This is a genomic window from Cupriavidus sp. D384 (genome assembly GCF_001652915.1).
Classification (GTDB): domain Bacteria; phylum Pseudomonadota; class Gammaproteobacteria; order Burkholderiales; family Burkholderiaceae; genus Cupriavidus.
Genome location: NZ_BBQI01000082.1, coordinates 20,043 through 33,032 on the forward strand (window position 1 = coordinate 20,043; position 12,990 = coordinate 33,032).

The window sequence follows — 12,990 nt, forward strand, 5'->3', positions numbered from 1 at the left end:
GGGACGTCCCCTTTCCACGCATCGGGGAGGATGCATGAAACGGGTCATGTTCGAAGGCTGCGCCGGCTGGCTGCATGAAGCCCCAGGCGACACTGGAGTGGTGCTCTGCGCACCGCAGGGCCACGAGATGATGTGGTCCCATCGTGCATTGCGCCACCTGGCCGATGATCTTGCCGCAGCCGGCATGCCTGCCCTGCGTTTCGACTACCCTTGCACCGGCGACTCGACGGGCGGTTGTGACGACCCCGATCAGGTCGCGCGCGCCATCTGCAGCATCGTTGCCGCCGCCGACAAGCTGCGCGCCTGGACCGGCGTGCGCAACGTCGTGCTGTGTGGCCTGCGCCTGGGCGCCAGCCTGGCGGCCCTGGCGGCGGACGCGATGCGTTCGGACCCCAACCGCGCCGTGGCCGGACTGGTGATGCTGGCGCCGGTCGTCAACGGTCGCGCCTATCTGCGTGAACTCAAGGCGCTGCATCTGAACTGGCTCGACAGCACCGGCCCCATGCCGCAGCCGACTGCGGCGCCGGACGGCGCGCAGGACGTGCTGGCGTTCCGCATGCCCGCCGACGCGGTCAGCGAAATCATGGCGCTGCGGCTGGACCGCATGTCCGAGTGCCCGGCGCCCAGGGTATGGATGCTCGATGCGTGGCCCGGCAGCACGTCTGCCGTGGCGGCGCTGGGCCAGGCATGGCAGGCCGCTGGCGTCAGGGTGGACACGGCGCCGTTTCCCGAGTATCCGGCACTGATGCAGTCATCCGAATATGCCGCCGTGGCAAACGAGGCCAACCGGCAGATCGTGGCATGGCTGTCGCCATTGCTGCAGGCGCAGCAGGGGGCACCCACTGCCATGCTGCCTGCGCATCCGCCCCCCACGGTGGTCGAAGGCGTGGTGGAGGAGTCCGTCTGGTTCGATGGCGACCGGCAATTCGGCGTGCTGAGTACGCCGAGCGGCCAGACCGTGCCGCGCCTGGCAGTGATCTTTCCGAATACCGGTGGCAACCATCACGTGGGCGATGGCCGCATGTTCGTCACGCTGGCCCGGCACCTGGCCGCACAGGGCATTGCGGCGCTGCGCCTCGATGTATCGGCGCTCGGAGACAGCCCGGGCGCAAGCCGCACCATGAGCATTCCCGCGATCTATTCGGATGGCCCGCGCCGCGATGTTTCCGCGGCGGTGGACTGGGTCCGTGCGCAGGGCTTCGAGCGCGTGGTGCTGGCCGGCGTCTGTTCGGGCGCGTTTCTGTCGCTGCAGACGGCGCTTGCCAACCCGGGCGTCAACGGCCTTCTGATGGCAAACATCGTCAAGTTTCGCTGGGGCCGGGCCGACGAGGCCGAACTCAAGCATGGCGTGCGCACCTGGCGCGGCCTGCTGGACGCCGCGTGCAGGCCCAATAACTGGCGCCGGCTGTTGCACGGCGACAAGCATCTCTGGCCCATCGTGGAGGGCCTGGCGCAGCAGGTGGCGCGCCGTCTGCGCGACCGGGCCATGATCGGCCTGGCGCGCCTGCACGAGGGCGGCAGCGGCGCAGGGAACAGCGCAGGCGGCCGCGGCGAATCTGTCACCGCTTTCGCGAACGCCGCCATGCAGACGCTCAACCGCCGCGGCGTACGCACCGAGTTCCTGTTCGGCGCAAACGACGTGGGCCTGGATGAAGCGAGATTCCGCTTCGGCCGCGACCTGGAGGCGCTGGCTGGCCTGGAGCAGGTTGCCGTGTCGCTGCGCGACGGTATCGACCACAGTCTGTTTCTGGCCTACGGTCGCGAGCAGTTCGGCGATCGCCTGACCCGGCAGTTGCAGCGGCATCTGGAGACCATGGCCGACAGGACGGGTCAAGACGCCGCCAGCGGCCTTGGCGGGCCCGGGAAGCCGCCCGAGGCGCCCGTGGCGGTGTAGGGTACCGCCACGCCTTGCTGCCACGCCCTTCTATCTCGTCTGCGGCCTGCTCCAGCCCGTTTTCGCCCCTTTTCCGTCCTTGACTATCCCGCCGCTTGCTCCGGCCCATCCCCAATAAAAAACCCGGCCAGCGGCCGGGTTTGCGGAGGTTGCCGTGCGGCGGTCAGGCCCGTTTGGCCTGGTCTGCACCGTACTGGTTGAGGTAGCGGTACTTGCCGAACCGATAGTGGGCGCGGTACCAGCGGCCTTCCACCTGCAGGCCGTTGAACAGCACGCCCTTGATCTGGTTGCCGGCCTGGAGGATGGTGCGCTGGGCGGCCTTGAGTTCGCCGGTGGTGCTGCGGTCGGCGCGGGCCACCATGAAGACCGCTCCGGACTTGTTAGCCAGAATCGCGGCATCGGACGCGGCCAGTACCGGCGGCGTATCGAGCAGCACCATGTCGTAGCGTCGCTTGAGCAGTTCCAGCAGATCGTCCATGGCGGGGGTCTGCAGCAGGTCTGCCGCCAGCGGCGGTTGGGAGCCCGTGGCGATGAAATCGACGCCGGGCACCACATCGCGTTGCAGCACCTGGTCCAGCGGAGTGCCTGTCAGGTACTCGGTCAGGCCCGGCGTGCGCTTGGTGCCGAACCGGTGGTTCAGGCTGCCGCGCCGCAGGTCGGCGTCGATCAGCACCACCCGGCGGCCAGCGCTGGCGGCCACCGCGGCAAAGTTTGCGCAGATGAAGGACTTGCCCACGTCGGGCGCCGGCCCCGTGATCATCACCACGTTGCTGCCGGTGTTGACCAGTGCGAACTGCAATGCGGTGCGGAAGCTGCGCAGGCTCTCGATGGCCGGATCGTCGGGCACCCGCTGTGCCAGCAGATCGCTGCCAGACGTGCCGTCCGCATGCAGGCGCCCCTGCTGCACGCTGAACGGAATGGTGGCGTACACGGTCATGCCGGTGTGCTGTTCGATCTCGTCGGCGTCGGATACGCCGCCGTCCAGCACGCGGCGCAGGATCACTGCGGCCAGGCCGGCCACGATACCGAATACCAGCGCGCCCGCGCCAATCAGCATCCGGTTCGGACGGACGGGCTTGAGCGGCACGTCGGCTGCGTCTACCAGGCGGGCCGTGCCCACCTTGCTGGCCCGCACCAGCTTCAGTTGTTGCACGTCGTTGAGCAGCGACTGGTACATCTCGGTGCCCACCTTCACATCGCGCATCAGGCGCAGCACGTTCTGCTCCACGTCGGGCAGCTTCTGGATGCGCCCGGTCACGCCGTTGAGCTGTGCCTGCAGGCTGCCGATCTGGTTGTCCAGGATCTCGATGGTCGGGTGATTGCCCGTGAAGCGGGCAATCAGCTCGGTGCGCTTCTGGCGCAGTTCCTGCAGCTTGGTCTGGATGGCTACCGACTGCGACAGGATCAGCTTCGATTCCTCGCTCAGATCGATCGTGCCGCGCTGGTTGCGCATGGTGTTGTAGCGCGACTCGGCCGTTTCCACCTGCTGCTTCAGCTCGGGCAGCTGCGATTCAAGGAAGGCCAGCGATTTCTCGGCCTCGGCGGCCTTGCGGCGCACGTTCTGGTCGACATACTCGGTGCCGAGTTCGTTGAGGATGGCGGCCGTCATGGCCGGGTCCGCGCCCTCCAGCGCCACGCCGATGACCCCGCTCTGCTTGCCCCGTTCGGTGATCTGCAGGCGGTCCTGCAGTTCCGCGATGGCCTCCGCGCGCGGCAGGTGGACGACGTTGAACATCGCACCCGGCCGCCCTTCGAGCTGGTCGATCTGGATTGTGACGCTGCCGCTGGTGGTGGCCACGGTCAGCGGCGCACCCACCACGCCTTCGCCCCTGGCATCGTCGCTGGCAAACGTCAGACGGTACTTGTGGTCTCCCAGCGCAGTCACCAGCATCTTGCGCCGGTCCATGGCCGCCGGTACTTCGAGCCGGGAGACCGTGATCGATTCGCTGCCCCACGCGAAGCCGCCCATGCCGAACAGGCCCGGCGTGGACAGCTCGCGGTTGAGCCTGGACACCGCGGAGCCGATCACCGGGAAGTAGCGCGGCGCCGCCACCACGTTCAGTTGCAGCGAATCCACGGCCTTGCCCACCACCATGCGCGAACGCAGCAGTTCGATTTCGGCGGACGCCGCAGGCTTGACATCAAATATCGGCGAGACCGTCGCCGCCACCTTGGTGGCACCGCTGGCGGGATTCGGCTCCTCCACCTGCACCAGGATGTCGGCGCGATAGACGGGCTTGGCCACCATGGCGTAGATCAGCCCGACGACCAGCCCGGTCAGCACGAGGCTCAGGAACGTCCAGCGGTAGCGGACCAGGATGTCCAGGTAGGCGGTCAGGTCCACCGGATTGTCATGCGGGTCTGCCAGGTCTGCCTGCTCGTAGTCCCGTATGTTCTTGACGTTGCTCATGATGCCTCCCCGTAACCAATTGCCAACGTACTACGCTGAATATCTGCCTGAATCTGCGCCGACCACGAGTCGACGCCTTGTCTGATAAGTCCCAGCACGATCACGAACATCGTGTGCGACCCGCCGAACGGATCAGGGACGTCGGTGTGCTCGTGCTCGCAAAGCCGGAAGATCCTGGAACGAGCCTCGGGATACTGCTCGGCCAGTTCGACGGCTTGCTCGTCATCCATCACAAGCACCAGGTCTGCCTGCGTCATCAGGTCGGCGTCCACGGCCCGGGCACGGTGGCTGCCAAGGTCCATGCCTTCGGGTTTCAGCAGGCGGATCACGTGGGGATCCGCGCTGGCCCCGACCGGCGGCGCCAGGCCGGCGGAAATCACGCGGCAGTCAGGCAGTGCCCGCTGCAGCAGGACCGCAGCCATGGGGCTGCGGCAGCGATTGCCAAGACAGACAACAAGAATGGTGCGAACCATGGAAACTCGCGTGTGTAGCCTAGGGCTTCAGGCTGTTGATGCCGACGATCGGGTTGACGAGCAGGCTCATGACGCGATTCCAGCGCACCAGGTTGCGGGCATCGACATAGACCACGTCCTTGGGCTCGAGCTCGAAGCTCTCGGCCACGGCCAGCGCTGCGGGCGAGGTGCCGTCGAGGTGGTAGACCTTCGGCTGGTCGTTGGCGGTGCGGCGGATCACGAAGATCTGCTCGGCGTTGGCCGTGCCGGGGTTCACGCCACCGGCGTCGCCCAGCGCTTCGTTCAGCGTCATCTTGCCGTTGCGCATCAGCAGCGACGTGGGCTTGACCACTTCGCCGGTGACGAAGATCTTGCTGTCCTCGCGCTGCTCCACGCGCACGATGTCACCGGAGCGCAGCATGATGCGCGCCGGGTCCACGCCCTTCTGCAGCAGTGCGGGGATGTTGACGTACCAGCTCTGCTCGCCACGTACCACGCGGATGCGGCTGTTGTCACCGGTCAGGTTCACCACCCCGCCGGCCCGGTTCAGCGCTTCCACCAGCGTCATCGGTGCATCGTCGATGGCCAGCATGCCCGGCGTCTTCACCTCGCCGTCGACATAGACCCGCTGGCTGCGGAAGCCAAGCACGCGTACGGTCATCTGCGGATCCCGCACCACGCGCGACAGGATGCGTGCCATTTCGTCACGCACCTGGTTGGCGGTCTTGCCGCTGACATGCATCACGCCGGCATACGGAAACTGGATATCGCCGCTTGGGCTGACCACATAGCCAGGCATGTTGGAGCCGCCTGACGAGGTAGGAATCTCGAACGCGGCGCCAATGCTGTAGGTCTGGGTCGGGAACACCAGTTCGGGGTGGTCCCACACCACCACGGAGATGATGTCGCCGGGACCGATCAGGTACGGCGAAGGTGTGCCGTACAGCTGTTCCACATTCAGGTTGGCGGGCTTCACCTTGTTGCGCATTTCCTGCACCAGATCCATCGTGATTGGCGTCACGTCGGCCTTGGCGTCCGGCCCGACGGCCGTCACGGTGGTTTGCGGACTGAAGTACATGCCCGGCGACGCTGCGCAGCCGCCCAGCAGCAGGGCGGCGCCCAACGCGGCAAACAGCCCTGCGCGGCGGCAGCGATCGACTGCGGGCAGACAGCTACGGCTGAGATGTTGATTCATGCTCACGGCATCCTCCTCCTGCATTGTGCGGGCGAGCCACAAACGGGCGCGCAACGCCCCTGGATGTCAGCATCTTGAAATGCGCGGGGTGCTGATTCGGTGCGTTTTCGCACACTGGCCCGCCCTGTGCACGCTGCCCGGGCACCACCGATGTGCGGGCAGACACACGGAGCCGACTGTGGCAGACAAGGCGCTTCGCGTAGGTGGCCGAACGAACATAGCGCGGCGCGGGTTGCGCCTTATCCTGCGGCCAAGCAAGGCCCGGGGGGCGGGCCGGCATTTGCAGTTTTCGCCGAAGGCCGACAATGAAGCTGCTGCACGTCATTCCATCGATGCATCCCGCGGGCGGTGGTCCGATCGAGGGCGTGCGCCAGCTTCGCAAGCCGCTGCAGGCGCATGGCGTGGACGTCCATGTCTGCTGTGGCGACGCACCTGACGCACCGCATGTGCGCGACAACGAATATCCGCTGATCGCCCTGGGGCCCGGCAAGGGGCGCTATGGTCTCAACCTGGCCATGCTGCGGTGGCTGCGCGACCATTGCGAAGACTACGACGCCATCATCGTCGAAGGTATCTGGCAATTTCACAGCGTCGCCCTGTGGCTTGCCACGCGTGGCAAGCGGGTGCCGTACTTTGTCTTTACGCACGGCATGCTGGACCCGTGGTTCAGGTACCGCTATCCGCTCAAGCATCTGAAGAAGTGCCTGTACTGGCCCGTTGGCGATTACTGGGTGCTGCGCCATGCGCGTGCCGTTCTTTTCACCTGCGAGGAAGAGCGGTTGCGCGCGCGCGAATCGTTTGGCCTCTACCGGTGCAAGGAAGAAATCGTGTCGTACGGCACGTCGGCGCCGCCCGACGAGGCAGCACTGCAGCGCGAGGCATTCCTTGCGGCCTATCCGGCGGCGGCCGGCAAGCGCAACCTGCTGTTCCTGGGCCGGCTGCACGAGAAGAAGGGCTGCGACCTGCTGCTGAAGGCGTTTGCCGAGGTGGCGCACCACGACCCCGCCCTGCAGCTTGTCATGGCTGGCCCCTGCGATCATGAAACGCGCCGCGCCCTGGTGGCGATTGCCGAAGATGCGGGCATCCACGGCCGGGTAATCTGGACGGGGATGCTCGCGGGCGATCTCAAGTGGGGCGCGTTCCGCGCGGCCGAGGCGTTCTGCCTGCCTTCCCACCAGGAGAATTTCGGCGTGGCCGTGGCGGAAGCCATGGCGTGCGGCGTGCCGGTGCTGATCTCCGACAAGGTGAACATCTGGCGCGAGATCGTGCAGGACAACGCTGGCCTTGCCGGCGACGACAGCGTGGCCGGCACGGTGGCCGTGCTGCGGCAGTGGCTGGACGTGCCACCCGACGCGCGGGCGCGCATGGGCGCCGCCGCGCTGTCCAGTTTCCAGAAGCGCTTCCAGGTGGAGCGCGTGGCCGCGCGGCTCGTGCATCTGCTGAGCAACCGGCAGGATGCGATGCCTGCCCCCGATGCATCGCTGCATGGCGAACCCTACTAGCCTGAACCGATGGACAAGCTCTCTGTACTGATCCTGACGAAGAACGAAGCCCTCGATATTGGCGGGTGCCTGCGCGCGGTGTCGCGGCTGCAGGACGTGCATGTGCTCGATTCGGCCAGCACCGACGCCACGCGCGAGATCGCCACGGCGCACGGCGCCACGGTGACGGTGCGCCCGTTCGACAACTTCGCGGCGCAGCGCAACTTCGGCCTGCACGCGCTGCCGTTGCGCAACGACTGGGTGCTGATCCTCGATGCCGACGAACGCGCCAGTCCCGAGCTGATCGAGGAATCGCTGGCGATGGTCGAGCACGCGCCCGACAACGTGGCGGCCGGCCGCATCCGGCGGCGCGACTACTGGATGGGCAGGTATCTGAAGCATTCGATCATCTCGCCGCTGAGCATCCGCCTGGTGCGGCGGTCGCGTGTTCACTACGAACGCGATATCAACGAGGTGTTGGTCGTGGACGGCGATATCGCCGACATGCGCCACCACTTCGACCATTTCTCGTTCTCGAAGGGCATGTCGCACTGGTTCGACAAGCACAACCTGTACTCGACGATGGAAGCCGAGCTGATCGCCGCGCGGCGGGTTGGCCAGCCGTCGCTGACCAAGGCGTTCTTTGCCCGCGATCCGCACGAAAGGCGCATGCATCAGAAGCGCCTGTTCTACCGCATGCCCGGCCGGCCGCTGATCAAGTTCCTCTATGTGCTGCTGTTCCGCGGAGGTTGCCTGGATGGTCCGATCGGCCTGCATTACGCACTGCTGCAGTCTATCTACGAGTACATGATCGTGCTGAAGACGCGCGAAATGCGCATGGCGGCCGATGCCGCAGCAGAATCGCGTGATGCGGCCTCGGACAGCGACGCCCGCCCGGTGAAATCGCAGCCTGTGGAAACCCGTTAGCCCCCGCCGGTCTCATGCGAGGCCGCCCCGCGGGCCGGCCCGTGCAGCGCAGGCGCCTCAGGCCTGCGGCGTGCGCTGGGCAATGGGCTTTGCCGGCATGCCGCCATAGACCGTCCACGGCTGGCCCAGCGAGCGCGTCACCACGGCACGCGGTGCCACCACCGAGCCCAGGGCAATCGTCACGCCAGGCGACAGGAAGGCCTCGGCGCAGATCCATACATGCCGCTCCAGCGTGATCGGGGCAGAAATCAGCTGGAAGGTCGGGTCGTTGTAGTCGTGCGAGCCCGTACACAGATGGGAACCCTGCGACACGATGACGTGGTCGGCCAGCCGGATCGGACTGATGTTGTAGAGCGTGCAGCCGTCGGCCACGGCGCAGTGATCGTCGACCGACAAATTCCACGGGGCCCAGACCTTGACCGACGGATAGATGTGCACGTGCTGGCCGATGCGCGCACCGAACAGGCGCAGCAGCGTGGCACGCCAGCGGTGGAAGGTGCGCGGACTCGGCCGGAACAGCAGCAGCCAGATCCAGTTCCAGATCTGCCGGCGTATGCGGTTCTCCAGTGAGAAGGACGGGCCGGAATAGCGGTCTGTACGTTGAATGATCATCGGATGTCCTGCCTTGAATGACACGGTCCGGCCGTGCGCGATGCACCCGGTTGCAGGGTGCGGCACGCGGTTTGCAGATTCGGTTCGGCATCCCACATAGCAGACGTACGCCGCGCGCGGTATCGTACCGTTGTACGTGCGCGGGGGGTGCAATGTCCGGTCAGTTGCAGACGTCGGTCATACGTGCGGTTGGAAGTGGAATGATTGGAGCGGGAGGTGCCATGATTTCGCCAGTAATGCAGCAGGACGCGATCAATCGCAAGGCATGGAGAAGCTGGGGCGCGCGGCGCTGGTTCCGGATTCTCAGCGACTGGACCGACCCTGGCGAGGCCGCGGCGGTGGCTTCCGTGGCAGACATGGTGCGTGATGAGCCAATCCTCGACGTGGGTGTGGGCGGCGGCCGCACCGTGCCGCTGCTGCGCCGCGTGAGCGACGACTACCAGGCCATCGACTACATGCAGGAGATGGTGGATCTCTGCAGCCGAAACCATCCCGATGTGCGCGTGCGGCAGATGGATGCGCGCGACCTGTCGGCGTATGCCGACAACAGCTTCGGGCTGATCGTGTTCAGCTTCAATGGCATCGACGCGGTCGACTACCCGGGCAGGCAGGCGATCCTGCGCGAGTTCGCCCGTGTACTGCGGCCCGGTGGCCGGCTGATCTTCTCCTCGCACAACATGGAAGGGCCGTCCTATCGCGAAACGCTGACCCGTTTCCTGCAAGTGCCACGGTGGTCGAACAACCCGTTGCGGTTCGGGTTCAACGTGGCGCGCATCGTGGTGAACCTGCCACTGGCCGCCATCAACTACCGGCGCAATTCGCGGCTCAACCACGAATTCGACGGCTACGCGGTGCGCGTATGCGCCGCGCACAAGTTCGGCATCGTCATTGTCTATACGGAACTGGAACACCAGCGCCGCGAACTGGCCGAATTCGGGTTCGAGACCGACGCGGTGTACGGCAATCTCGATGACCAGCCACTGGCAGCGGGCCAGCCGCTGCATGACGTCATGTGGTTTCACTTCGTGGCACGCAAACCGTAGGGCCGCAGAGGCAGTCACCGGCGTCCTCAGTCGTTGCCGATGCCTGCGGCGGCCGCTTCGTCGCGCGAGCGCTCCAGCACCAGTTGCAGCAGCGTGGATTCCAGGTCCAGGAATACGGCTTCCCGGTCGAGATGCCGCTCGGCCCATGCGCGGCCGGCAGCGCCCAGCATGCCGCGCCGCACCGGCTGTTCGGCCAGCGTGGCAATGGCGTGGGCCAGCGCCGGCGCATCGCCAGGCGGGACCACCACGCCGCATTGGGCCACCAGCGTGGCAAGTTCGGTGCCGGCGTGCGCGGTGGCGATGACAGGGCGCCCGCTGGCCAGCATGCCGGTGAGCTTGGACGGCAGTACCAGGTCGGCGGCATCGGCGCGCTGCGGCATCAGGTGGATGTCGGCGCTGGCCAGCAGTGCCGGAAAGCGCCTGGCCGATTGCAGCGGCAGGAAATGTACGCGCTGCAGGCCTTCGCATCGATCCGCCAGATCGGCCCGGCCGGCACCGTCGCCGCAATAAATGAAATGAATGTGGCGATGGCCCGCCAGCAGGCGCGCGGATTCGGCCAGCAGTTCCAGCCCCTGCTTGGCGCCCATGTTGCCCGAATACAGGGCCACCACGGCGTCTGGAGCGATGCCCAGCATCTCGCGATACTTGTGGTCGGCCAGCGGACGGATCGCACGCAGGTCGACGGCGTTGGGCAGCATGACCAGCCGCGATGGCGGCACGCCCTTCTGCCGGGCGCGGGCCAGCATGGCCTGGGAAATCGTGGAGATGCGGTCGAAGCGCGCCAGTGCGCCCTGTTCGAGCCGCGTGGCCAGCCATTTCAGTGCGGGATGCTTGAGCAGCCCCAGCGCGAACGCCGCGTCCACTTCGTAGTCCTGGATGTGAAGCCACGTGGCGGCCTGGCGCCAGCGCCCGAACAGCAGCGCGGCGGGCGCACAGGCCAGCGGCGGCTCCACCAGCATCAGTACATCGGGCCGCCAGGTCCATTGCGACCACAGCACCGGCAGGCTGCTGGCGGCAAAGCTGGCCAGATGGATCAGGCGCTTGAGTCCCGATGGGCGCTGCGGCACCCACAGTGGCGTGCGATAGATGCGCACGCCGTTCAGCGTTTCGCGGCGGTACTGCCAGCCGGAGTACCCGCTCGCGACGCGCCAGGCGGGATAGTACGGCGGCCCGGTGATCACGCGCACATCATGGCCGCGTGCGGCAAGCCACTCCGCCTGTTCGGTGGTGTACTTGCCGATGCCGGTGATCTCTGGCGCGTAGTTCAGGCAATAGAGCAGAAGCTTCATGTCGCGATTCGGGTCGGAAAGGCTCGTGCGGACGGATTCCGGCGCCTGGGCGCGCCAACGAAGTGGCTGGCTGCGTGCTGCAGGCTGCGGGCAGGCTGGGGTGCATACGCCGGGCCATACGGGCCAGGCACGGTGCCAGTGTCCACGGTTTGGCTCGCGATAACTGTGTGGCAACACACGCACGCTGGCCGCCACGCCTTGCTTTCAGGGTGTGTGCCAGCGCACAGAGGCCGGGCGCCACAGGCGCGATGCTGCCGGAGTCGGCCTGTGTCAGGAACCATCATGAACCGGATTGCACGCGGTATTGGCGCCAATGTATATGCCCAGGCGTCCACCGTCGCCACACAACTGCTGAGCGTGCCCTTGCTGCTGGCCGCCTGGGGGCCGGAGCGCTACGGCACCTGGCTGATGCTGCTGACGGTTGCGGCCTATCTGGGCCTGTTCGAATTCGGTTTTACCGGCGTGGCGATGAACCGCATGATCATGGGCATCGCGGCGGGCAAGACCGACATGGCCATGGTGAGCTACCAGTCTGCCATTGCGCTGATTCTTTGTGTCGGCGTGGTGATGTCGGCCGCCGCGGTGCCGGTGGGCATCGCCGTGGCCGCGCCCGTGGCCAGATGGCTGGGCATGGATCCCGGCGACGTGCTGCCCGCCGCGCTGATGATCGTGGTGCAGGTGATCGCGCAGATGCATGTGATGCTGCTGTGCGGCGTGTACCAGGCCGAGCAGCGCTATGCCCAGTCCACCATCTGGACCAATACCGCACGGCTGATCGAATTTACGCTGGTGTCGGCCGGCGCGGTATGGCTCAAGGCCGGCTTCGCGGAATTGCTGGGCCTGATCGCGCTGACACGCGTGGGGCTGGTATTGGGCATGTACCTGCATGCCTGCCAGTTTGCGCCGTGGGCGCGGCTTGGCCTGAAGCACGCGTCGCTGCAGGACCTGCGCCAGATGCTGCTGCCGGCGATCGCCATGCTGGCATTTCCCTTCGGCAATGCGCTGAACCTGCAGGGTATCGTGCTGCTCGCGGGCACGGTGTTCGGGCCCGTGGTGGTGGCCCATTTCTCGGCCATGCGCACGCTGGCGCGCATACCGTACCAGCTGTCGCAGCTGGTCAACCTGGCGCTGGCGCCGGAAATCGGCCGGCTGTATGGCGAAGGCAAGACGCTGGCGCTGCGATCGCTCTATCGCCGTTCCACCGCAGGCTGCATTGCGCTGGCCGTGTTGTCGAGCGCGGCGCTGTACGTGCTGGGCGACTGGATCTGCCGTTACTGGACGCATGGCAAGCTGCTGCCCGAGCATCCGGACTACGAATGGCTGCTGCTGGCCGCAGTGGTGAATTCGCTGTGGTACACCGGTTCGCTGATGTTCACGTCGACCAACAACCACACGCGCTATTCGCTTGTGTACCTGGGCGCCAACGCGGCGGGGCTGCTGGTGGCCTGGCTGGCGGGCAGGACGTTTGGCAGCTCGGCCGTGGCGCTGGGTGTGCTGGCTACCGAGGTGGTGCTGTTCCTTGCATTGCTGCCCCGCATCCGGGTGTTTGTCCGCAGCGGCATGGCGGCGCCGAATCCGGCACCCTGACCGGCATCTTCGAAGCGGCAGGCTTTTCCCGAACATTCCGCGCAAACGCAAATGCGGCCCGCCACGACAGTGGCGGGCCGCCTTTTCTTGCCTCAATCCC

The 12,990-nt window shown here is 66.5% G+C and carries 10 protein-coding genes; 5 read left to right on the top strand and 5 right to left on the bottom strand.

The features are described 5' to 3' along the window. Positions 1 to 34 precede the first annotated feature (34 nt). The gene (locus A9J21_RS16985) at positions 35 to 1,894 is read left to right on the top strand and encodes a serine aminopeptidase domain-containing protein (protein WP_156545971.1); all 1,860 of its coding nucleotides are present in this window, start codon (positions 35 to 37) and stop codon (positions 1,892 to 1,894) included. A gap of 163 nt (positions 1,895 to 2,057) precedes the next feature. On the opposite strand, the gene A9J21_RS16990 is transcribed toward A9J21_RS16985, so the two are convergent. Genes A9J21_RS16990 through A9J21_RS17000 form a run of 3 tightly spaced genes read right to left on the bottom strand, consistent with a single transcriptional unit; the run spans position 2,058 to position 5,951 of the window. Continuing rightward, positions 2,058 to 4,304, bottom strand: coding sequence for a polysaccharide biosynthesis tyrosine autokinase (locus A9J21_RS16990; RefSeq protein ID WP_066737700.1), 2,247 nt, complete (start codon positions 4,302 to 4,304; stop codon positions 2,058 to 2,060). Then, complete coding sequence (locus tag A9J21_RS16995; protein WP_066737701.1) at positions 4,301 to 4,777, bottom strand: low molecular weight protein-tyrosine-phosphatase; 477 nt, start codon at positions 4,775 to 4,777, stop codon at positions 4,301 to 4,303. The genes A9J21_RS16990 and A9J21_RS16995 overlap by 4 nt, the downstream gene beginning before the upstream one ends. Positions 4,778 to 4,796: 19 nt before the next feature. Further along, a complete protein-coding gene (locus A9J21_RS17000; RefSeq protein ID WP_082926474.1) occupies positions 4,797 to 5,951 on the bottom strand; it encodes a polysaccharide biosynthesis/export family protein in 1,155 nt (384 codons plus the stop codon). A gap of 305 nt (positions 5,952 to 6,256) precedes the next feature. On the opposite strand from A9J21_RS17000, the gene A9J21_RS17005 reads away from it, so the two are divergent. Both A9J21_RS17005 and A9J21_RS17010 read left to right on the top strand, forming a co-directional pair. Beyond that, positions 6,257 to 7,453: a glycosyltransferase gene (locus A9J21_RS17005; RefSeq protein ID WP_066737703.1), complete on the top strand. Its 1,197-nt coding sequence runs from the start codon at positions 6,257 to 6,259 to the stop codon at positions 7,451 to 7,453. A gap of 9 nt (positions 7,454 to 7,462) precedes the next feature. Continuing rightward, the gene (locus tag A9J21_RS17010) at positions 7,463 to 8,359 is read left to right on the top strand and encodes a glycosyltransferase family 2 protein (RefSeq protein WP_066737704.1); all 897 of its coding nucleotides are present in this window, start codon (positions 7,463 to 7,465) and stop codon (positions 8,357 to 8,359) included. Positions 8,360 to 8,416: 57 nt separating this feature from the next. Here A9J21_RS17010 and A9J21_RS17015 read toward each other — a convergent pair whose 3' ends face one another. Next, entirely contained in the window at positions 8,417 to 8,971 is a 555-nt protein-coding gene (locus A9J21_RS17015) for an acetyltransferase (RefSeq protein WP_066737705.1), read from the bottom strand. A 221-nt stretch (positions 8,972 to 9,192) separates the two neighbouring features. Between A9J21_RS17015 and A9J21_RS17020 the strand changes: the two genes are divergently transcribed. Beyond that, on the top strand, positions 9,193 to 10,014 hold the full coding sequence (locus A9J21_RS17020) for a class I SAM-dependent methyltransferase (protein ID WP_156545972.1): 822 nt from the start codon (positions 9,193 to 9,195) through the stop codon (positions 10,012 to 10,014). A 26-nt stretch (positions 10,015 to 10,040) separates the two neighbouring features. Here A9J21_RS17020 and A9J21_RS17025 read toward each other — a convergent pair whose 3' ends face one another. Beyond that, positions 10,041 to 11,303 carry a glycosyltransferase WbuB gene (locus tag A9J21_RS17025; RefSeq protein ID WP_066737706.1) on the bottom strand — a complete coding sequence of 421 codons (1,263 nt, stop codon included), beginning with the start codon at positions 11,301 to 11,303 and terminating at the stop codon, positions 10,041 to 10,043. A gap of 282 nt (positions 11,304 to 11,585) precedes the next feature. Between A9J21_RS17025 and A9J21_RS17030 the strand changes: the two genes are divergently transcribed. Next, positions 11,586 to 12,890, top strand: coding sequence for a lipopolysaccharide biosynthesis protein (locus A9J21_RS17030; protein WP_066737708.1), 1,305 nt, complete (start codon positions 11,586 to 11,588; stop codon positions 12,888 to 12,890). Positions 12,891 to 12,990: the final 100 nt, after the last annotated feature.